Raw genomic sequence first — 19,820 nt, forward strand, 5'->3', positions numbered from 1 at the left:
CCGCCACGCCCGCCACCCGTCGGGGCGCCTCCCTCACGCTGCACCTACCCCCCGCACTCTGCGACGATGGGGACCATGCGCGCGCGATACGGAGTACCCCTGACCCTGACCGCAGTCGGCGCGGCCGGCCTGGCCTACGCCGCCGGCTTCGAAGTCCGCTCCTTCCGCCTCCGGCGCATCACCGTGCCCGTACTGCCCCACGGCATGCGGCCGTTGCGCGTCCTGCAGGTCTCCGACGTCCACATGGTCAGCGGACAGCGCAAGAAACAGCGCTGGCTGCAGTCGCTCGCCGGGCTGCGCCCCGACTTCGTCATCAACACGGGCGACAACCTCTCCGACCCCGAGGGCGTCCCCGAGGTACTGGACGCGCTCGGCCCGCTGATGGAGTTCCCCGGCGCCTACGTCTTCGGCTCCAACGACTACTACGGTCCCAAGCTGCGCAATCCCGCCCGCTACCTCATCGAGCGGATGCAGGGCCGGCACGGCCTCAACGGCAACGCGCCCGCCGTGGGCGTCGTCCACAACCCGTGGGAAGAGCTGCGCGACGCGTTCGACGCCGCCGGCTGGGTCGGCCTGTCCAATTCCCGCGGCCGCCTCAAGCTGGAGGGCGTCGAGATCGCCCTGACCGGCCTGGACGACCCGCACATCAAGCGCGACCGCTACGCCGAGGTCGCCGGCGGTCCGGAGTCCGGCGCCGATCTCTCCCTGGCCGTCGTCCACGCCCCCTACCTGCGCACCCTGGACGCGTTCACCGCCGACGGCTACCCCCTGATCCTGGCCGGCCACACCCACGGCGGGCAGCTCTGCATCCCGTTCTACGGTGCCCTCGTCACCAACTGCGACATCGACACCGAGCGCGCGAAGGGCCTGTCCACCCACACCGCCGCCGGCCACACCTCCTACCTCCATGTCTCCGCCGGCTGCGGCACCAACCGCTACACCCCGGTCCGCTTCGCCTGCCCCCCGGAAGCGACGCTGCTGACGCTGACGGCGAAGAGCTGAGGCGGGCGGGGCTGCCCCGGAGCACAGCAGGTCCCCGGCGGGCGCATGCAGGTCCCCGGCGGGCGGCCGGGGCCGAGGGATGGGCGGGGCGGCACTCGTACGTACCCGGGGATTCCCCGGACCACGGCTCTCCCCGGCTCCGGCTCACCCCGGACAGCAGCTTCCCCGGACTCCTGCCCTCTCGGACTCCGGCTCCCCCGGTCTCCCGACCGGAGCACCCTCGGCCCGGGGCTCGGGCCACCCCGCGCCCCGGGCCGGGTTTTGCCGGATGAGGTCTCCCGGATCCGTTGATCATCCCCCTGACGTGGAGGGATGTCCGACCCCACCCGGACCTCGCAGTCCACGCGCCATGCCGCCGGCCCGGCCGGCGCCGCCGCCCGCACCCCGGCAGCAGCCGTAGCCCCCACGAGCCGCCACCCCTTGGTGGCCGCCTTCCGTGCCCTCATCGCCACGGCCGCCCTGACCGGTCTGCTCCTCGCGGGCCTCGGCGCCGGCAGCCCGGCCCCTCTCCTCACCCGCTTCACCGTGCAGGCCAACCTCGCCGCGGTGCTGGTCTCGGCCCGCTCCGCCCATCGCGCCTGGACCGGCCGCCGCCCCGTGAGCCCCCGCATCACGGGCGCGCTCCTCCCCGCCCTCGCCCTCTCCGCCCTCATTCACTACGCCTTCCCGGCCGCCGACTCCACCGCCTTCACCCTGCCGGCCGCCCCCGCCACCGGTGTGACCCAAGCCATCGCCCACCTGCTCCTGTACGCCGTCACTCCCCTCGCCGTCGTCGCCGACTGGCTCCTGCTCACCACCCCCCGCGGCTTCCGCCTGCCCTACGCCTGGCAGTGGCCGGCCTACCCGCTCCTCTACCTCGCCTTCACCCTGGTCGTCCCCGCCGCCGCCGGCGCCCCCTCCCCGACCGTCGCCACCGCCGTCACCCTCGGCCTGGCCCTCTGCGCCCTCCCCTTGATCACCATCGGGATCGACCAGGCCAGGCCCGCTCCCCGGCTCCACAACAACCGGATTTCACCTACGGGGATCGGTCCGCTAAAGTAGAGCTCGTTGCTTCGGGGTGTAGCGCAGCTTGGCAGCGCGCTTCGTTCGGGACGAAGAGGTCGTGGGTTCAAATCCCGCCACCCCGACTGAGAAGTAGCAGGTCAGGCCCGGTTTCCGGAAACGGAAGCCGGGCCTGGTGCATTCTTGGAACCCTCTCGGGAGTGAGCGGCGAGCGGATCTTGAATTCGCGCCCGCCCGGCGGTGCCCGCTGACGCCCCTTCAGGGGCCTTCCCTTTGACTGCCGGACACGGCACCGGAAGTGATCCGGGTCACAGGGGCGCGCTCGCGCGGTTGCCGGTTGCCCATTGCCTCGACGGGGCAAGTGCCGGGGCTCAGCTCGCCCTTGTGCCGGCCGGTGAGCCCGCCCGGACCGCACTCCTGGCCCGAGCCGCAGGACGGAAACCACGCCGCGCCGTCCGGCGCCGGTCCCTCCCCTGTGGGGACCGGTGCCGAACCGCGCAGGCGGCGGCGGTCCGTGCCGTACGGGCGCGGACCAGGAAAGGGCCGACACGTGGTCGACGGGATCGCAGTCCGGTGGGACCGGCTCCGCAGGTCCCGCGCGCTCATGCGCCGAGACCTTCACCACCGGCTCGTGACTCCGACGGAAGGAGGCGAGAAGATGCGTGAAGTGTGGTCTCTCCGGACGCTGAGCCGGTGGCCGCTCCGGGCAACGCCCGGATGGTGCGCCGCTGCGTCGTGATCCTGCCAGCTGCGGCTCCCGCCGAGGTGGTTCCGGCATCGGGTCCACTGCTTCACCACAGGTCAGCCAACTAAGGTGAGTTTTCCGGTCCGGATATCTGAGTGCGGGGGAAGTAAGGGGTGGAGGCCTTGAGTTCCGACTCAGGGGCACGCTCAGCCTTCGCTGAACGTCTCGCGCTGCTGTACAAGGAGGCGGGCAACCCTCCCCTCAAGAAGGTGTCCGAGGCGGTCGTCCGGCTGCAGCGGGTCGACGAGCGTGGGCGGCCCGTGCGGGTGTCCGTGCAGCGGATCAGCGACTGGCGACGGGCCAAGAACGTGCCTGCGCAGTTCGCCGCCCTCGCGGCGGTGCTGCACATCCTGATCCCCCAAGCGCGGCGTCTGCGGCCCGCGCCGGTGTCCACGGGCCTGTACGACCTGGCCCAGTGGCAGCGTCTGTGGGAGCGGGCGGTCGCCGGCCCGGCCGGCGACCGCGTCGTGGCGTCCGCGGAAGAGAAGGAGCACCCTCCGGGCGAGGCCGCGACCGTCGCCGGTGTGTGCCCGTACCGGGGGCTGGCTTCGTATCGCCGGCAGGACGCCCGGTGGTTCTTCGGCCGGGAGCGGAGCACGGATGCCCTCGTCGCTCAGCTCCGCGCGGCGGAGACGACGGGCGGTTTGGTGATGCTCGTGGGCGCCTCGGGGGCGGGAAAGTCCTCCCTGCTGAACGCCGGCTTGGTGCCCGCGCTGCGGAACGGCGCACCGGGCGGCGGGACAGGCCGGGAGAACCAGGAGAACCAGGAGAGGGAGGTGCTGCAACTCGTTCCGGGAGGGGATCCTCTCGCGGAGCTGACCCGCCGGATCCCTGGACTGGCACACGTCATCTCCGGCACCAAGGAGACGGCGGCGAAGGAGCCCGGTACTCCGGGCTTCGCGCACGCGGCGCGGGAGGCCGCCGCGGCATGGGCGGGGCGCGGGACGCCCTCGGCCGCCCGTCCGGTCATGATCGTGGACCAGTTCGAGGAGGCGTTCACCCTCTGCTCCGACGAGGCTGCCAGGCGCACTTACCTCCAGCTCCTGCACGCTGTGTGCACTCCCGCCGGCCCGGGTGAACCGGCCCCCGTACTCGTCATCCTCGGCATCCGCGCCGACTTCTACGAGCAATGCCTCGGGTATCCCGAACTGGCCGACGCGCTGCAACACCGGCACATGGTGCTCGGGCCGCTGACCACCACGGAGTTGCGCGAAGCGGTGACCGGCCCGGCCAAGGCCGTGGGCCTGGAACTCGAACCGGGACTGGCGGAACTGATCGTCCGGGAGGTGAGCGCCGACGGTCCCGGTGGAACGCACGACGCGGGGGTGCTGCCGCTCCTCTCCCACGCCCTGCTCGCCACCTGGCAGCGGCGGAAGGCGGGACGGCTGACGCTGTCCGGCTACCGGGCGGCGGGCGGAATCCAGGGAGCGGTGGCGGCGACCGCCGAGCGGGCCTGGTCCGGCCTCGACCCGACCGCGCGCACGGCCGCGCGACTGCTCCTGCTCAGGCTGGTCCGGCTGGGCGAGGACACCCAGGCCACCCGTAGGCGGGGGACGCGGCGCCACCTGGCGGACGAGTCGACGGACCCGGGCAAGACGGAGGAATCGCTCGAAGCGCTGGTGCACGCCCGCCTGGTGACGCTCGACGCGGAGGCGGTGGAGATCACCCATGAAGCGCTGCTCCACGCCTGGCCGCGTCTGCGCGACTGGATCGACGAGGACAGGAACGGCCATCTGCTGCGCCAGCAGCTGGAGGAGGACGGCAGGGCCTGGGAGGGCTCTCACCGCGACACGTCGCTGCTGTACCGGGGTTCCCGTCTGGAGCAGGCCCGCACCTGGGCGCAGTCTGCCGGTGACACCTTTCTGACCCGCAGCGCGGTGGAATTCCTGGCTGCTTCGGTCAGACTGCGCACCCGCACGGTCTGGATCAGCCGTGGCGCGGTGGCGGCTCTGGTCGTCATGGCGATGCTGGCTGCCGGTTCGGCGGTGGTCGCGTGGCAGCAGCGGGACGACACCGTTTTCGAGCAGGTGCTGGCCGAAACCGATCGCGCCCAGTACACCGATCCGTCCTTGTCGGCTCAACTCGATCTGGTGGCACACGGCTTGCGGCCCGACGACGAGGGCACGAACAACCGGTTGATCTCGATCGTGAACGCGCCGCTGGCCACACCGCTTCTGGGCCACACCGGCGCCGTCTACCTCACCTCGTTCAGCCCGGACGGGCGGATCCTGGCCACCGCCGGCTACGACCGGACCGTTCGCCTGTGGGACGTGGCGGACCGGACGCGCCCCAAACCCCTGGGCAAGCCCCTCACCGGCCACACGAGCTGGGTGAGCACCGCCGTCTTCAGCCCCGACGGACGCACCCTCGCCAGTGCTTCGGACGACGGCACGATCCGGTTGTGGGATGTGCGGGATCCGCGCCACCCCCACCTGCTCGGGGCGCCCTTGACCGGCCATGACGGCACGGTCTACCTCCTCGCCTTCAGCCCCGACGGACGCACTCTGGCCGCCGCCGACGAGGATCACACCGTCGGCCTGTGGGATGTCCGCGACCCGCACCGGCCGAAGGCGCGCGGTGCCCTGACCGGCCCCACCGCCGCCGTACGGTCCGTGGCGTTCAGCCCCGACGGACAGACGCTGGCGGCCGGTGGCGACGACACCACGATCAGGCTGTGGGACCTGGCCGGCCCGCGTCGTCCTGAGCCGATCGACACGGTACTGACCGGCCACACGGGCACGGTGCACTCCGTGGCCTTCAGCCCTGACGGCCGTACTCTCGCCAGCGGCAGCGCGGACAACACCATCCGGCTCTGGAACGTGGCCGCCCCACGTCACGCGGCACCGCTCGGCGCACCGCTGACCGGCCATACCGGTCCCCTGTGGTCCGTGGCCTTCAGCCCCGACGGAAACATGCTCGCCGCCGGCAGCGCGGACAGCACGGCGAGCCTGTGGAACGTCCGTGATCCGGCGTATCCGTCACAGGTCGGCGAGCCTCTCGCGGGCAGCAGCGGTGAGATGTACGCGGTGGGCTTCAGCCCTGACGGGCGGACCCTTGCCACGGGGAGCGGCGACAGCAAGGCCCGGCTGTGGTCGATTCCGACGGCAGACATGATCGGCCGGAGCGGAGCGTTCCGCCCGGACGGGCACGTGCTCGCCACGGCCGCGCGCGATGGACGGATCCGGCTGTGGAACGTGCAGAATCCTGACCGGCCCATGTCGCTGGGCAGGCCGTTCATGCCCGCGGACGGTGGCGACCGTTCGCTGGCCTTCTCCCCCGACGGCCACACCCTCGCGGTGCTGACGGCGAACCGGGCGGTGTACCTGTGGAACGTCACCGATCCGGCCCGGCCGGTCCCCTACGGCCCGCCCGTCACCCTGCGGACACGGTTCATGGGCCCCCACGCGCTGGCCTTCAGCCCGGACGGGCGCACCCTCGCGACCGCTTACGACGACCGCACCATCCAGCTGTGGAACGTCAGCGACCCGTCCCATACCTCCCGGCTCGGCGCGCCGCTCACCGGGCACAAGGGCTACATCAACTCCCTGGCCTTCAGCCCGGACGGGCGCACGCTCGCCAGCGGCAGCGCGGACGCCACCATCCGGCTCTGGAACATGGCCGACCCACGTCATGCCACCCCGCTCGGCGCGCCTCTCACGGGACACCTGGGCCCCGTCAACGCGCTCGCCTACAGTCCGGACGGTCACACCCTGGCCAGCGGCAGCGACGACGACACCGTCCGGCTCTGGAACACGTCCGACCCCCGCAAGGCAACCCGGCTGGGTTCCCCGCTCACGGGCCACACCGAAGCGGTCGTATCGCTGACGTTCAGCAAGGACGGCCACACCCTGGCGAGCGGCGGCAGTGACACCACGGTCCGGTTCTGGCGTGTCACGCTCCCGTCCAAGGCCGCCCCCATCGGTCAATCGACGAGCCCCAACGCCAAGACGGGCAATTTTCTGTCGTTCAGTCCCACGAGCCACCTGCTCGGAGTGTCGAGCGGGGCCGGTACCGTCCGGCTGTGGAACCTGGACGCCGACGAGGCAATTCGTCGCATCTGCTCGACCACTCGGGGTGTTCTGACACCGGAAAAATGGCGCGAATATCTGCCCCATCTCTCGTACGCGCCGCCGTGCGGCAGGTAACGAAGCCGGGGTCGGCCGGCGGCACGCGTCGGCGCGTCAGGCGGGATGCCGCCGGCCGGCTCTACGGCGCCCTTGGTTCTCCGCTTCCGCCCGTGCCGGACCGCGCTACGTGACTCCGATCACAACTCTGCATGACAATTCCGAAGTTGGCTCCCCGTCGCGCAGGAAGCCTTGCTAGTCTTGGCTGTAGCCCGATCGCTGGTGCATCCCCCGTCGCCAGCGATCGGGCGCTTTCATGCCCTGCGCAGAACATGAACAGCAGGAACGGGAAACGGGAACGGGACGGGAACGGGACGGCTAAGTCAGCCCGCTCACTCCGGTCCGTCAGGTGCCGGCCTCTCGTCCGGACCCGTTCGGGAAGAATTCGGGAAGAAAAGGCCGTGGGTTCACACCCCGTCCCCCTTCCGAAGAAACAACGGGTCAGGGCGGCGCGCCACTCCCCCTCTCTTCATGAGCTGCACGGACCACGAAGAACGTCTCCCCACCCGTCAACACCTCTTGAGGAGTCATAGGCTGATGCCGTCCCGCCGGCCCGCCGGCCAGGGCGCCAAGGAACGGAACGGTGAGCACCCATGGCAGTGGCAGAGGCAGGCGCAGGCGCAGTGGCAGGCGCAGTCGCAGTGGCAGGTGAGCGGATCGCGGACGCGCTGCGGCAGTCCCTCGGCGCCGGCCGGCTGAAGCCGGCGACCGCACGGACATGCGGTTCACCACTCGCCCTGGAGAGGTGGTGAGTGCCGTGCGCCGGCGCATCATCATCATCATCACTGCCGTCCATGCACCGTCGGCGCACTACCTGCCGGAGGCCTATCACTCGCTCTGCCGGCAGGAGCTCCCCGACGGATGGGAGTGGCAGTGGGTCATCCAGGAGGACGGGCAGAGCGAAGAGGTCGCCCCGCACGTCCCCGATGACGCGCGGGTGACCTTCCGGCAAGGACGGCCCGGCGGTCCCGGCGTTGCCCGCACCATCGCCCTCGCGCACGCGGACGGCGAGTACATCAAGGTCCTGGACGCCGACGACCAGATGCCACCCGGAGCGCTGGCCCGCGACCTGGCCGCCCTCGAAGCCGACAGCGGCCTCGGCTGGGCGACGTCACGCGCCCTCGATCTGCTGCCCGACGGTTCCACGGCCGGCTTTCCCGGCGACCCGGAGCCGGGGCCGATCGAGCGGGGAGCCGTGCTCGACTTCTGGACGGCGCATGGTTACCGCGCCCAGGTCCACCCGGCGACGCTGTTCGTCCGCCGCGACCTGCTCGTCGCCCTGGGCGGGTGGATGGCCCTGCCGGCTTCGGAGGACACGGGGCTGCTGCTCGCCCTGAATGCCACGAGCCGTGGCTGGTTCTCCTCCGAGGTCGGGCTCCACTACCGCAAGTGGACCGGCCAGGCGACGAGCCAGGCCTCCCACACCGACACCGCCGAGCGCGCTGCCCGTATGGCGGTCGTGGAAGCCAGGGCGCGGCAGCTCGCGCGCTTCGAGTGGCGTTACCCCGCCGGCGGTTGATCCGCACCACCCCTTGACCGGCGCCTCGTGGACGACCCGGACCACGACGTGGCACGGTGCCGGACGGGATCGGTGCGCGTGGTGCGGCCAGTGTCCGTGGCGTACCCGGGGTGCATGGTCCAGCCGGGGTGCTTGGCGTACCCGGGGTGCATGGTGCAACCGGGGTGCACGGTGCAACCGGGGTGCACGGTGCAGCCGGTCAGGCCTGGTCGAAGGGAAGTTCCAGCATCCGGATGGCATTGCCGCGCATGATCTTGTACGTCACGTCCTCGGGCAGACCCGCCACATGCTCGGCCGCCACCTGCTTCGTGTGCGGCCATGTCGAGTCGACGTGCGGGTAGTCGGTCTCGAAGGTGGCATTGTCGACGCCCACGGTCCCGATCGATTCGATGCCGTGTCTGTCGCGGAAGAAGCAGCAGAAGATCTGCCGGTAGTAGTACGACGACGGCGGCTCGGGGATCAGGTCCTTCACCCCGCCCCACGCCCGGTGCTCCTCCCAGACGTCGTCGGCACGCTCCAGTGCGTACGGGATCCACCCCATCTGCCCCTCGCTGTACGCGAGCTTCAGCCGTGGGAACTTCACGAGGACGCCGCTGAAGAGGAAGTCCATCATCGAGGCCATCGCGTTGTTGAAGCTCAGCGAAGCCTGCACGGCGGGCGGTGCGTCCGGCGACGCCGCCGGCATCTGTGACGACGACCCGATATGCATGTTCACGACCGTCCCGGTTTCCTCGCACGCCGCGAAGAACGGGTCCCAGTACCCGGAGTGGATGGACGGCAGCCCCAGGTACGTAGGGATCTCGCTGAAGGTCACCGCCCGCACCCCGCGAGCGGCATTGCGCCGGATCTCGGCGACCGCCAGGTCGATGTCCCACAGCGGGATGAGGCACAGCGGAATCAGCCGGCCGCCGCTGTCCCCGCACCACTCCTCCACCATCCAGTCGTTGTAGGCCCGGACGCAGGCGAGCCCGACCTCCTTGTCCTCGGCCTCCGCGAAGGTCTGCCCGCAAAAGCGCGGGAACGTCGGGAAGCAGAGCGATGCCTCCACGTGATTGACGTCCATGTCCGCCAGCCGGGCCTTCGGGTCCCAGCACCCGCGCCGCATCTGCTCCCGGGTGATCCCGTCCAGCGTCATCTCGTCGCGGGAGAAGCCCACGGCGGCGATGATGCGCTTGTACGGGAAGATCAGCCCCTCGTACTCCCACCAGTCCGTGATCTGGCCCTCGGGGTCCGTGGTGAACCGGTACTTTCCGCCGACGTACGCCAGCTCGCCGATGCCTGCGGTGAAGGGCTTCGGTCCCCTGTCCTGGTACTTCTTCGGAAGCCAGGTCTCGAAGAGGTGCGCGGGCTCGATCACGTGATCGTCCACGCTGATGATCCTGGGAAGCTCCGCCGTGCCGCTCTCGTTGCTGATCACGCTGTACCCCCAACTGCCCGCCGGTGTGTCACGCCCGGACCGAAATCTGACGCTCCATCAGTTTCGAGGTTATGGGCTCACCCCTGCGACGACAAGGCGCGGCCGGGAACTCTCCCTCTTGCGAGATCGCCCGAGGTCCGCTGAACTGGCGCTGAACTGACACTTCGTCAGATTTGGTGGATGAGTCGAGGGGACAGCATGCAAACGATCTGGCTCAACGGTGCCGAGTGGTTCGCCGTCCTCCGTATCGGCCTGGGGCTGTGGTGGCTGGAGAGCTGGCGCCACAAGGACAAGAAGACGTGGTTCGCCGGTGGCGGCATCACCTGGGCCGCCGGCATCGCGGCCGAACACCGATGGCCCGCGGTGCGCACGAGCTTCGACCGGTTCGTGAAGCCCCGCCCCCGGCTGATGGCCTACCTCGTCGCCTACGCGGAGCTGGCTCTCGGGCTCGGACTGATCGTGGGCTTCCTGACACCGATAGCCCTGGTCGCGGGTTTGGTGCTCAACCTGATCTACCTCGTGCTGATGATCCACGACTGGGCGGAGCAGGGGCAGAACCTGATGATGATGTTGGTCTCTGCCGCCTCGCTGTGCGCCATGAGCTGGCAAAGCTGGTCGCTCGACGGCGTCTGGGGGCTCTTTCTGTAGTCAGGTCAGCGGCTTTGGAGGGGGCATCGGCGGTGCCGATCCGGCCGATGGGGCAGGCATGTTCCAGCGGTCGGCCGGCACGTTGCGGCGGCCGGCACGTCGGTCAGCCGGCACGCCCGTCAGCCGGCACGCCCGTCAGCCGGCACGCCCGTCAGCCGGCACGCCCGTCAGCCGGCACATCCGTCGGCCGGCACATCCGTCGGCCGGCGCGCTCCGACTTGCGGTTTCCGCTGCGTCAACTTCTACGGTCGTCCGTACGGCCGGAGAGACCGGTCCGGCGATGGGAGGCACGGCAATGGCCTGGTCGATCGCGGATGTGGCCCGGATGTCCGGGGTGACATCCCGCACGCTGCGGCATTACGACGAGATCGGTCTGCTGCCGCCCGCCCGTATCGGAAGTAACGGGCACCGCTACTACGAGGAGGCAGAGCTGCTGCGGCTGCAGCAGATCCTGCTGATGCGGGAGTTGGGCCTGGGACTGCGCGAGATCCAGGCGGTTCTGGACCGCCAGGTCGATCGGGTGGCCGTGCTACGCCAACACCACCGGCGGCTCCTGGCGGAGCGGGACCGGCTGGAGACGCTGGTCCGCACGGTCGGGCGGACCATCGCCGCACTCGAAGGAGACGAGGACGACAGCGGCATGGCAAAGATCAACAGACCGGAGAACCTGTTCGAGGGATTCGAGCCCTCCCCCGCTGAGGCCGAGGTGCAAGAGCGGTGGCCCGAGGCGTGGGAGCAGTCCCGTCAGGCCATCGAGACGATGACCGCCGAGGACCAGGAGCAGTGGCAGCGTGAGGTGACGGCGCAGATGATTCGCATCGCGGAGTTCATGGTGGGGGGCACACCGGTCGCCGATCCTGCGGTGCAGGCCGAATTGGACGCCCACTACCAGGGCGTCTGCCGGTTCTGGACCCCGAACGCGACCGCGTACAAGGGACTGGGACAGACCTACGTCGACGACCCGCGGTTCCGCGCGAACTACGACAAGATCGCCGACGGGCTGGCCGTCTACCAGCGCGACGCGATGGTCGTCTACGCCGATGCCCGGCTGCGCTGACCGGCTGCGCACAACGGCTCGGCGCCTTCGGGAGGAAGCCGCCGAGCCGCCGTCATGAGGTCATGGCGCCGTGGCGTCGTGGCGCCGTGGCGCCGTGGCGTCGTGGCGTCATGACATCCGTCGCGAAACGGCAGTCAGAGGCGGTTGATCAGGTCCACACAGGCCGTGTGGGAGCTGCCCTTGTACCTGACGCAGAGCTTTCCCTCGCCGGTATTGGTCGGGACGGTGCGGCCGATGATCTGGCCACCGGAGCGCTTGGCCGTGATGGTGTAGTGGTGCTGCGGTGCTGAGATGTAGACGGTGGCCGTCTTCCGGCTCTTGGGCGGGTTCGTCCAAGCGGTGGTCACTACACCGGGGTTGGGCGAACCGGACTGTCCGGAGGTCGTGAGGCAGATCTGCGGGCCCGACCAGTCATGACTGCACGCGGAGGCTGCGGCGTGCGCGGCAGGAGTGGTGGCGACGCCGCTCAGAACGACGGCACCGGCCACGGTCAGGGCGCGCCATATGCGTGATCGCTTCATTGTGGGGGGAGCTCCCTGTCTTCGCTTGGGGTGTCAGAAGATGCGGTGGCCTCGGGCACAGTGCTCACACAGCGAGGCCGAAAAGCACCCTAGTTGATCTTGATCTTGACTTGCCTCGGTACCGGCACCTCGGGGAGCTCCGGGGCGCGGGTGCGGGGCGTGCGGTGGTGTGTGTGGGGGGGGTGGGGAGTGGGGCGCGCGGCATGCGGCATGCGGTGTGGGGAGCGTGGCGTGCGGCACGTCAGTTCTTCTCGTGGAAGGTCACGGGGCTGTCGTCGCTCAGCTCCGTGAAGAGCTGCTTCGCCTTCGGGGCGTTCCACTTCACGACGCTGCCCTTGGGGGTGTGGAAGCCGAGGTTCGACACCGGGACGTTGAGGCGCTTGCCGTCGCCTGTCGTGACGCCCTTCATCGCCTTGAACAGGGAGGTGAGATTGGGCAGGCCGGTGTCCTTGTCCACGATGAGCGTGCCGAGCCCGGCGCTCATGGTCGGGTAGACCTTGGTCGGGTCGAGCAGGATGCCCGGTGTGGCGGCCTTGTGGGCGAGGGCGGCCAGGAACTTCTGCTGGTTCTGGCTGCGCCCCAGATCGCCCTTGGCCTCCTGGTGGCGTTGGCGGACGAAGGCGAGCGCGGTGCGGCCGTCGAGGGTGTGGCAGCCCTTCTTCAGGTTCTCGCCCGACTTCTCGTCCCTGACGTCCTTGTCCAGGCAGATCGGCACGCCGCCGACCGCGTTCACGATGCCCACGAATCCGGCGAAGCCGATCTCCGTGTAGTGGTCGACGTGCATGCCCGTGTTGTGCTCGATGGTCCGGACGAGCAGATCGGGGCCGCCGAACGAGAATGCCGCGTTGAGCTTGTTCTTCGACGCGCGGTAGTGCTTGCCGGTGTCGGGGCGGATGTACGGCGGGATGGTCACCCACGAGTCGCGCGGCAGACTCACCATCGTCGTGCCGTGGACGCCGGTGTGCAGCAGGATCATCGAGTCGGTGCGGCGGCCCGCGTCGGCCGAGCCGCCGGTGTGCAGATCCTTCTTGGCCTGCTCGGACAGGCCCACACGGCTGTCGGAGCCCACGATCAGGTAGTTGGTTCCCCGGCCCTGGGGCATCCGGTCCGCGATCTTGCCGAGATCGACCTCGCGATTGAGTTTGGTGTCGGCCCAGACGTAGGTGCCCAGGGAGCCGGTGGTCAGCACGGTGGCCAGGAGGATCACCAGTCGCGTGATGCGGCGGCGCCGACGGGACCGGCCGTTGGCCCGCCGGCCCCTGCGGGCACGGCCGTTACCCGGGCCGGTACGGCCGTGGCCCGGCCCCGTGCGGGTGGCGTCCGGGCCGGTGGGGCCGTTGTACGGGGCCGGGGGCCCGTTGTACGGACTCGGGGGGCCGTTGTACGGACCCGATGGACCGTCGTACGGACTCGGGGGACCGTCGTACAGACCACGGTCGTACGGACTCGGGGGACCGTCGTACGGACTCGGGGGACCGTCGTACGGACTCGGGGGACCGTCGTACAGACCACGGGGGCCGTCGTACGGACCCGAGGGACCGTTGTACAGACCCCGGGGCGGCGGCGCAGGCGAACGGGCGCTGTGCGGGGGGCTGTTCATCGAGCGTGCCGGGTGCGTCCGGGGCGGGTGTCCGGCCTGGGGCCACACCTGCCCGGTGTTGAGGTGCGCCGTCCCCGCTTCGCCGCCCCGCCAGTCGTGATCGGGCGGCTCGTCCAGCCAATCAGTCATGCGCGGAAGTCTGCACTGTCATGTCCTCTTCACCAAATGGTACTTGGATCTGCACAACCGAACGGGGTGTGGCCAGGGGCCGTCAACAGAACCCGAGAGCCGCCCGGCCCGGCAGCGGACGAGCCCCCCGGGAGGCTCTTCCGGCTCTCATTGCGAGGACAGGCTCTGATACGCAACCGGCTGCCCGATGTGCTGGGCGGCGGTGCCGGAACGGTGCATGCGCTGCCACTTGAGCCTGGTGCCGAGCAGGAAGGCCACCACGGACTGGATGACCACGAGGTACATCAGCTGCCGGTAGATGAACAGTTGGAACGGCATCGCCCAGAGCGACCTCACCGGCTCGCCGTCGAGCCGCAAGGCGTATCCGGCGCAGGCCAGCTGGAGGGCCAGGAAGGCGACCCATACGCCGGCCGAGAGTACCGGGCCGCGGAACAGCGCCCCGTACAGGGCGAAGACGTCGACGATCGGCGCGAACAGCGGCAGGACGACCTGGAAGAGGGCGAGATAGCTCAGCCCGCGGCGTCCGAAGCGTCCGGCCGGGCCCATTTCGACCACCGCACGGCGGTGCTTCCACATGGCCTGGAGCGTGCCGTAACACCAGCGGTACCGCTGCCGCCACAACTGGCGCAGCGAGGTGGGCACCTCGGTCCAGGCGATCGCGGACTCCTCGTAGACGACCCGCCAGCCCGCCTGCCACAGGGCCATGGTGAGGTCGGTGTCCTCGGCGAGGGTCTCTTCGCTGACGCCGCCGACGCCCATCAGCGCGTCGCGGCGGAAAGCGCCGATGGCGCCGGGGACGGTCGGCATGCACTCCAGCACTTCGAACATCCGCCGGTCGAGATTGAACCCGAAGACGTACTCCAGGTGCTGCCACCTGCCCAGCAGGCGGCGGCGGTTGCCGACCTTGGTGTTTCCGCTGACCGCACCCACGGCCGGGTGCGCCAGTGGCTGGATCAGCCGGTAGATGGCGTCCGGTTCGAAGACGGTGTCGGCGTCGACCATGACCACGATGTCGTAGCGGGCATGGCTCAGTCCGGTGTTGAGAGCGGCCGCCTTGCCCGCGTTGAGCTGGCGGATCACCTCCACGCGGGGATCGCCGATCCGGGAGGCGATGTCCGCCGTGCCGTCCGTCGACCCGTCGTCGATCACGATGACCTGCAGGTGCGGGTGGCTGGAAGCGAGCAGCGAACGGACGGTGGACTCGATGCCGGCCGCTTCGTTGTAGGCGGGAACGAGGACCGCCACCGGGTCGGTGACCTCCCGCAGCCAGGGGGAGCCGGGGCGGAAACGCGTGAGCCGCCGGACATGGGCCCGAGCGAAGAAGACGAGCGAGGCCAGCCGCAGCACCCCCAGCGCGCCGGCGATGCCCAGCACCCAGGTCATACCGTGCACAAAGGCGTACCCGACGGCCCTCGCCCAGACCAGGGCCGTACCCACCCCGCGCTCGACGGGGGAGACCGGCGTCTCGGCCGCGGCCAGTCCGGTCCCGGACGTCACGGTGGTGAACTTCTGCACGTCCGGGTTGCCGAGCAGCTTTTCGGTCTCTTGGTAGGCGGTGTCGGTCTGGCTGAACTGCCGGATCACGCCTTGCGACGGTTTACGGAACCACCGGTCGGCGGCGACCAGGGTGTAGCCCTCCGCGCCGGCGTGCCGGGCAGCCTTCCACTCCGCGCCGCACATCGTGTCCACCGCGGTGGTCCGGGGCAGCCTCAGCAGCTTGGTGTGGATGCCCGCCGTGCCCGCCAGCGCTTTCTGCGTGAGGGAGAGTTCCAGCCGGGCGCGGAGGGGCGATGCCGAGCCCATGACCGCGCCGGTGTAGGTGTTCGAGCCGATCTCATGACCCTCGTCCCGGATCCGCCGTACGAGGTCGGGGTATTTGGCGGCCTGGGCGCCGTACAGGAAGAAGGTGGCGTGCGCATGGTGTCTGCGCAGCAGGTCGAGCAGGCGTGGTGTCCATACGGGGTCGGGGCCCCCGTCGTAGGTGAGCGCCACGGTACGGGCGGGCATCGCGGCGGACCGCACGGTGCCGCCGGTGAGGCGTACCACCGGGCCGCCCTTGTCCACCGCCCTGGGCACCGGTTCGGTGCAGTCGCTCCGGGTCTTGGCGGCGTCGACCTCGTGCGTGGTCCAGCCTTCGAACAGCAGGGCGCCGAACGCCAGGGGAAGTAAGACGCTCAGCAGCAGCCAGTGGCCGCGCGGGTCCCGGGACTGCGCATGCCGGCCCCGGTTGGCGCGGCGCCTCACGTCGAGACCGGGGTGGCCTCGGCCGGGGCCGGTGCGGTGAGTCTCGGGGCGCGTCCGGCAGCGGCGGCCGGGTTCCGCAGGACCTTTCCGTGCCGGACGGAAACGTCGGCACATGGCTGAGAAATACGTTTTTTATGCCGTTTCGTTTTCCGGCTGGCCTCACACATGGTCGGCGAGTGTACTCATCACCTATCCGGTTCAGCGGCTCAATTCCAAGATCTCTCGCCTCGGTGACAAGACTCCGGTGTACTGCCCCCACCCCGCCCTCCACGCGTATTTGGCCAGGTCAGGGGATTATCCGCGGTCATCTTGCCCGGTATTGCCCCCTCCGCCCCGCGGAGTTTTGCCACCGCCGCCTGAGAGGGTGGTTACATCTGACGTCGCCTCATCGCGACGCGGACGCGGGGGCGCTCGCCGTCCGGGCTCCTGGCCGGAAAAACCCTTATCGCCTGGCTCCGCCGGACCTTAATTTTGACTGTGTGACCGGATACGAAATCTGGTCACGGAGTCATGGGGGGCGGTCCATGGACCGGGGGGAACGTCGCGAGCGCATCCTCGAAGTGGCCGGGGAGTTGCTGCTCGCCTGGGGCTACGGCCGGGTGACGATCGACGAGATCGCCCGGCGCGCCAAGGTCGGCAAAGGCACGGTCTACCTCCACTGGAAGACCAAGGACGCGCTGTTTCTGGCCGTCGTACTGGAGGCGCAATTACGCAGCCATCAGGGGCAGTTGGTCCGGATGCGCGCCGACCCGCTGGAGATCCTGCCGAGCCGGATGCTGCGCTGCCGCTTCCGTGACTTCCTGGGCGAACCGGTACTGCGCGCCCTGTACACCGACGACGTCGATGTCCTCGGCCGGCTCCACGACACCGCGAAGAGGGAGCTCGCGGAGCTGATCGCCGAGGGCGACCGGTTGCTGCGCCGCCACCTCGAAGTGCTGCGCGAACACGGCCTGGTGCGCGACGACCTCGAGGTGCACCACCAGCAATACGCCTTGCTGGCCACGGCCGCCGGCTTCTTCACGGCCGAGGCCCTGCTCGTCGGCCGCGCCCCGGCCGCCCCCGAGGTGCGCGCCGATGTACTCGCCCGAACGATCCGCAGCGCGCTGGAAACCTCACCCGCCCCCGAGGCCGCAGCCGCCGCAGCCGCGCCGGAGGTCATCGCGCTCTACGAACGCATGGGGGAGCTCACCACCCGCGAGATGCGCCGGCAGGTACGTGACTGACCGCTTCCACAGCCATGGCCGGTTCTGGCCGCGGCCGGCCTTCACCACGGCCGGCCTTCGCCACCACCACCACCGCCACCGCCGCCCGTGTCGGGCCCCTGCCCCTTCCGCCACCTCTTCCCCTTCCGCCCCGCCCTCCGCCCCTCCCCTCGGCTCCCTACCGACTTCCCACCCGACTCCCAGAACGACTCCCAACCCGGAGGAGAACGAAAGATGTCGGCATCACCCACCTCTCCGTTCGCCGCGCACGTCGGGAAACACCCGGGCGAGCCGAATGTGATGGAACCGGCGCTGCTCGCCGACCCGTTCACGGGCTACGGCGCGCTCCGCGAGCAGGGCCCGGCCGTACGGGGCCGGTTCGTGGACGACACACCCCTCTGGTTGGTGACGCGCTTCGAGGAGGTCCGCCAAGTCCTGCGCGACCAGCGGTTCGTGAACAATCCGGCCTCGCCGTCCCTGGACCACCCGGCCGAGGACACCCCGGCGACCCGGCTGATGGACATGCTGGGCCTCCCCGAGCACCTCCACGTCTACCTGCTCGGATCGATTCTCAACTACGACGCCCCCGACCACACCCGGCTGCGCCGTCTGGTGTCGCGGGCGTTCACGGCCCGAAAGATCACCGGCCTGCGGCCGCGGGTCGAGCAGATCGCCGATGAGCTGCTGGCCCAGCTCCCCGGATACGCCGAGGACGGTGTCGTCGATCTCATCCAGCACTTCGCCTACCCGCTGCCGATCACGGTCATCTGCGAACTGGTCGGCATACCCGAAGCGGACCGCCCGCAGTGGCGGGAGTGGGGTGCCGACCTCGTCTCCCAGCAGCCGGACCGGCTCGCCACCGCGTTCCCGGCGATGATCGAGCACATCCACCAGATGGTCCGGGAGCGGCGCAGCACGCTCACCGACGACCTGCTCAGCGAGCTGATCCGTACCCATGACGACGACGGCGGCCGGCTCAGCGACGTCGAGATGGTCACCATGATCCTCACACTCGTCCTCGCCGGCCACGAGACCACCGCCCACCTCATCAGCAACGGCACGGCGGCCCTGCTCACCCACCCGGACCAGCTCCGCCTGCTCAGGGAGGACCCGGCGTTGCTCCCCCGTGCCGTCCATGAGCTGATGCGCTGGTGCGGGCCGGTGCAGATGACCCAGCTGCGTTACGCCACCGACGACGTCGACCTCGCCGGCACTCGCATCCACAAAGGCGACGCCGTGCAACTCATCCTGGTTGCGGCGAACTTCGACCCCCGCCACTACACCGACCCCGACCGTCTCGATCTGACCCGGCACCCCGCCGGCCACGCCGAGAACCATGTGGGTTTCGGCCACGGGGCGCACTACTGCCTGGGCGCCACACTCGCCAAGCAGGAGGGCGAGGTCGCCTTCGGCAAACTGCTCGCGCACTACCCGGCCATGTCACTGGGCATCGAACCGGAACGTCTGCAGCGGTTGCCACTGCCGGGCAACTGGCGACTGAATGCACTGCCGGTGCGATTGGGCTGAGCGCCCACGCCGTGACGAGCGCCCGATGCGCAGGGCCGCGGGACCGTACGGACGGCAGTCCCGTGGCGCGGGCGGGTGCCCGGCCTCGTGCTCAGCGGGTACGACTCGCCTTCAGCGGGTACGACTTGCCTTCAGCGAGTACATGAGGGGGATGCGGGGGCGGTCGCCGGGGAAGCGGTGGTAGCCGTCGTCGTCGCGGCGTAGTGCGGTGAAGCGCTGGAACATCGTCATGTCGTGTTCGTGCAGGAAGTCGATGCGCAGGCCGGTGCGGGCCACGGCGGAGACGACATCGCCGAGCGGGTGCTGCCATTCGACGCTGCGGTTGTTGACCGTCGGTGCGTCGAAATCCGTGTACGTGCCGGGGGTTTCGTCCACCCAGGCGTCGCGGCTGAAGTAGTCGTGGACGATGCGCGATCCGGTCTCGTCGTCCAGGGCATCGCACAGCGGGTGGAATTCGGCGAGGTAGAGGAAGCCACCGGGGGCGACGAGGGAGGCGGCGGTGTCGGCCCAGCGCTCCAGGTCCGGGAGCCAGTTCAGGGCGCCGATGCCGGTGTAGACGACGTCGTATGCGGTGTCGGGGACGGCTTCGGCGGCGTCATAGATGTCGGCGGCGACGAACGTGGCGCGGTCCGGACCGTAACCGAACTCGGCAGCCAGTTCGCGGGCGGTGTCGATGGCGGGTTCGCAGAAGTCCAGGCCGACGACGCGGGCCGCGCCACGGTGAGCCCAGGAGAGGGTGTCCTGGCCGAAGTGGCACTGGAGGTGGAGGAGGGACCGGCCGGTGACATTCCCCACCTCCGCGATCTCGAAGTCACGGAGGACGTCGCGGGCCCGGCGGAATCCGTCCTGGTCGTAATAATCGCTGGCGGTGTGGATGGCGACGCGCTCGTCCCACCTCGCACGATTGGCCTCACGCCAGTCGTCAGGGCCGGTGTGTCTTCGCATCCGGCGAAGTTATCCACAGGCTTGTGGCCCTCGCCAACGGTTTTCCGGCGCCGGGCGCAGAATGGGCCCATGACTGACGAGACGACCGCAGATCCAGGCCCCACCACCGCTCCGACCCCTTCCACGACCGGCTCCCGC

At 70.0% G+C, this 19,820-nt stretch carries 14 protein-coding genes and 1 tRNA gene; 10 read left to right on the plus strand and 5 right to left on the minus strand.

Annotation, left to right across the window (positions count from 1 at the left end):
- Positions 1 to 75: 75 nt before the first annotated feature.
- The 6 genes from ACWGJY_RS03595 to ACWGJY_RS03620 all read left to right on the plus strand — a co-directional run bounded on the left by ACWGJY_RS03595 (position 76) and on the right by ACWGJY_RS03620 (position 8,392).
- Positions 76 to 1,002 (plus strand): metallophosphoesterase, encoded by a 927-nt coding sequence (locus tag ACWGJY_RS03595; protein ID WP_453259136.1) that lies wholly within the window; start codon positions 76 to 78, stop codon positions 1,000 to 1,002.
- A 312-nt stretch (positions 1,003 to 1,314) separates the two neighbouring features.
- Positions 1,315 to 2,043, plus strand: a complete 729-nt coding sequence (locus tag ACWGJY_RS03600) for a Pr6Pr family membrane protein (RefSeq protein ID WP_453259137.1) — start codon at positions 1,315 to 1,317, stop codon at positions 2,041 to 2,043.
- Between the two features lie 12 nt (positions 2,044 to 2,055).
- A tRNA-Pro gene (locus ACWGJY_RS03605) sits at positions 2,056 to 2,129 on the plus strand.
- Between the two features lie 733 nt (positions 2,130 to 2,862).
- A complete protein-coding gene (locus ACWGJY_RS03610; protein WP_453259138.1) occupies positions 2,863 to 6,894 on the plus strand; it encodes an nSTAND1 domain-containing NTPase in 4,032 nt (1,343 codons plus the stop codon).
- 602 nt (positions 6,895 to 7,496) lie between these two features.
- A complete protein-coding gene (locus ACWGJY_RS03615) occupies positions 7,497 to 7,625 on the plus strand; it encodes a hypothetical protein (protein ID WP_453259227.1) in 129 nt (42 codons plus the stop codon).
- The gene (locus tag ACWGJY_RS03620; RefSeq protein ID WP_453259139.1) at positions 7,592 to 8,392 is read left to right on the plus strand and encodes a glycosyltransferase family 2 protein; all 801 of its coding nucleotides are present in this window, start codon (positions 7,592 to 7,594) and stop codon (positions 8,390 to 8,392) included. The genes ACWGJY_RS03615 and ACWGJY_RS03620 overlap by 34 nt, the downstream gene beginning before the upstream one ends.
- A gap of 199 nt (positions 8,393 to 8,591) precedes the next feature.
- Here ACWGJY_RS03620 and ACWGJY_RS03625 read toward each other — a convergent pair whose 3' ends face one another.
- Positions 8,592 to 9,809, minus strand: a complete 1,218-nt coding sequence (locus tag ACWGJY_RS03625) for an amidohydrolase family protein (RefSeq protein WP_453259140.1) — start codon at positions 9,807 to 9,809, stop codon at positions 8,592 to 8,594.
- Between the two features lie 198 nt (positions 9,810 to 10,007).
- Between ACWGJY_RS03625 and ACWGJY_RS03630 the strand changes: the two genes are divergently transcribed.
- Positions 10,008 to 10,457, plus strand: a complete 450-nt coding sequence (locus tag ACWGJY_RS03630) for a DoxX family membrane protein (RefSeq protein WP_453259141.1) — start codon at positions 10,008 to 10,010, stop codon at positions 10,455 to 10,457.
- A gap of 295 nt (positions 10,458 to 10,752) precedes the next feature.
- The gene (locus ACWGJY_RS03635; RefSeq protein WP_453259142.1) at positions 10,753 to 11,514 is read left to right on the plus strand and encodes a MerR family transcriptional regulator; all 762 of its coding nucleotides are present in this window, start codon (positions 10,753 to 10,755) and stop codon (positions 11,512 to 11,514) included.
- Between the two features lie 134 nt (positions 11,515 to 11,648).
- Here the strand turns inward: ACWGJY_RS03635 and ACWGJY_RS03640 are convergent, their stop codons facing one another.
- The 3 genes from ACWGJY_RS03640 to ACWGJY_RS03650 form a co-directional block, all read right to left on the minus strand.
- Positions 11,649 to 12,035, minus strand: coding sequence for a hypothetical protein (locus tag ACWGJY_RS03640; protein ID WP_453259143.1), 387 nt, complete (start codon positions 12,033 to 12,035; stop codon positions 11,649 to 11,651).
- A gap of 241 nt (positions 12,036 to 12,276) precedes the next feature.
- Positions 12,277 to 13,764, minus strand: coding sequence for an LCP family glycopolymer transferase (locus ACWGJY_RS03645; RefSeq protein WP_453259144.1), 1,488 nt, complete (start codon positions 13,762 to 13,764; stop codon positions 12,277 to 12,279).
- Positions 13,765 to 13,911: 147 nt separating this feature from the next.
- The gene (locus ACWGJY_RS03650) at positions 13,912 to 16,008 is read right to left on the minus strand and encodes a bifunctional polysaccharide deacetylase/glycosyltransferase family 2 protein (protein ID WP_453259145.1); all 2,097 of its coding nucleotides are present in this window, start codon (positions 16,006 to 16,008) and stop codon (positions 13,912 to 13,914) included.
- A 524-nt stretch (positions 16,009 to 16,532) separates the two neighbouring features.
- Between ACWGJY_RS03650 and ACWGJY_RS03655 the strand changes: the two genes are divergently transcribed.
- Both ACWGJY_RS03655 and ACWGJY_RS03660 read left to right on the plus strand, forming a co-directional pair.
- A complete protein-coding gene (locus tag ACWGJY_RS03655) occupies positions 16,533 to 17,231 on the plus strand; it encodes a TetR/AcrR family transcriptional regulator (RefSeq protein WP_453259146.1) in 699 nt (232 codons plus the stop codon).
- 213 nt (positions 17,232 to 17,444) lie between these two features.
- Complete coding sequence (locus tag ACWGJY_RS03660) at positions 17,445 to 18,737, plus strand: cytochrome P450 family protein (protein WP_453259147.1); 1,293 nt, start codon at positions 17,445 to 17,447, stop codon at positions 18,735 to 18,737.
- Positions 18,738 to 18,848: 111 nt separating this feature from the next.
- Here the strand turns inward: ACWGJY_RS03660 and ACWGJY_RS03665 are convergent, their stop codons facing one another.
- Positions 18,849 to 19,682 (minus strand): class I SAM-dependent methyltransferase, encoded by an 834-nt coding sequence (locus ACWGJY_RS03665; protein ID WP_453259148.1) that lies wholly within the window; start codon positions 19,680 to 19,682, stop codon positions 18,849 to 18,851.
- Positions 19,683 to 19,820 lie beyond the last annotated feature (138 nt).

This window comes from Streptomyces sp. NPDC054765 (assembly GCF_053612065.1).

What these genes read in the sequence shown, in the direction of transcription:
- ACWGJY_RS03645 (WP_453259144.1), bottom strand. Translation starts at nt 13,764, where the DNA reads ATGACTGATTGGCTGGACGAGCCGCCCGATCACGACTGGCGGGGCGGC.
- ACWGJY_RS03655 (WP_453259146.1), top strand. Translation starts at nt 16,533, where the DNA reads ATGGACCGGGGGGAACGTCGCGAGCGCATCCTCGAAGTGGCCGGGGAG.
- ACWGJY_RS03600 (WP_453259137.1), top strand. Translation starts at nt 1,315, where the DNA reads ATGTCCGACCCCACCCGGACCTCGCAGTCCACGCGCCATGCCGCCGGC.
- ACWGJY_RS03635 (WP_453259142.1), top strand. Translation starts at nt 10,753, where the DNA reads ATGGCCTGGTCGATCGCGGATGTGGCCCGGATGTCCGGGGTGACATCC.
- ACWGJY_RS03640 (WP_453259143.1), bottom strand. Translation starts at nt 12,035, where the DNA reads ATGAAGCGATCACGCATATGGCGCGCCCTGACCGTGGCCGGTGCCGTC.
- ACWGJY_RS03665 (WP_453259148.1), bottom strand. Translation starts at nt 19,682, where the DNA reads ATGCGAAGACACACCGGCCCTGACGACTGGCGTGAGGCCAATCGTGCG.
- ACWGJY_RS03595 (WP_453259136.1), top strand. Translation starts at nt 76, where the DNA reads ATGCGCGCGCGATACGGAGTACCCCTGACCCTGACCGCAGTCGGCGCG.
- ACWGJY_RS03620 (WP_453259139.1), top strand. Translation starts at nt 7,592, where the DNA reads ATGCGGTTCACCACTCGCCCTGGAGAGGTGGTGAGTGCCGTGCGCCGG.
- ACWGJY_RS03660 (WP_453259147.1), top strand. Translation starts at nt 17,445, where the DNA reads ATGTCGGCATCACCCACCTCTCCGTTCGCCGCGCACGTCGGGAAACAC.
- ACWGJY_RS03630 (WP_453259141.1), top strand. Translation starts at nt 10,008, where the DNA reads ATGCAAACGATCTGGCTCAACGGTGCCGAGTGGTTCGCCGTCCTCCGT.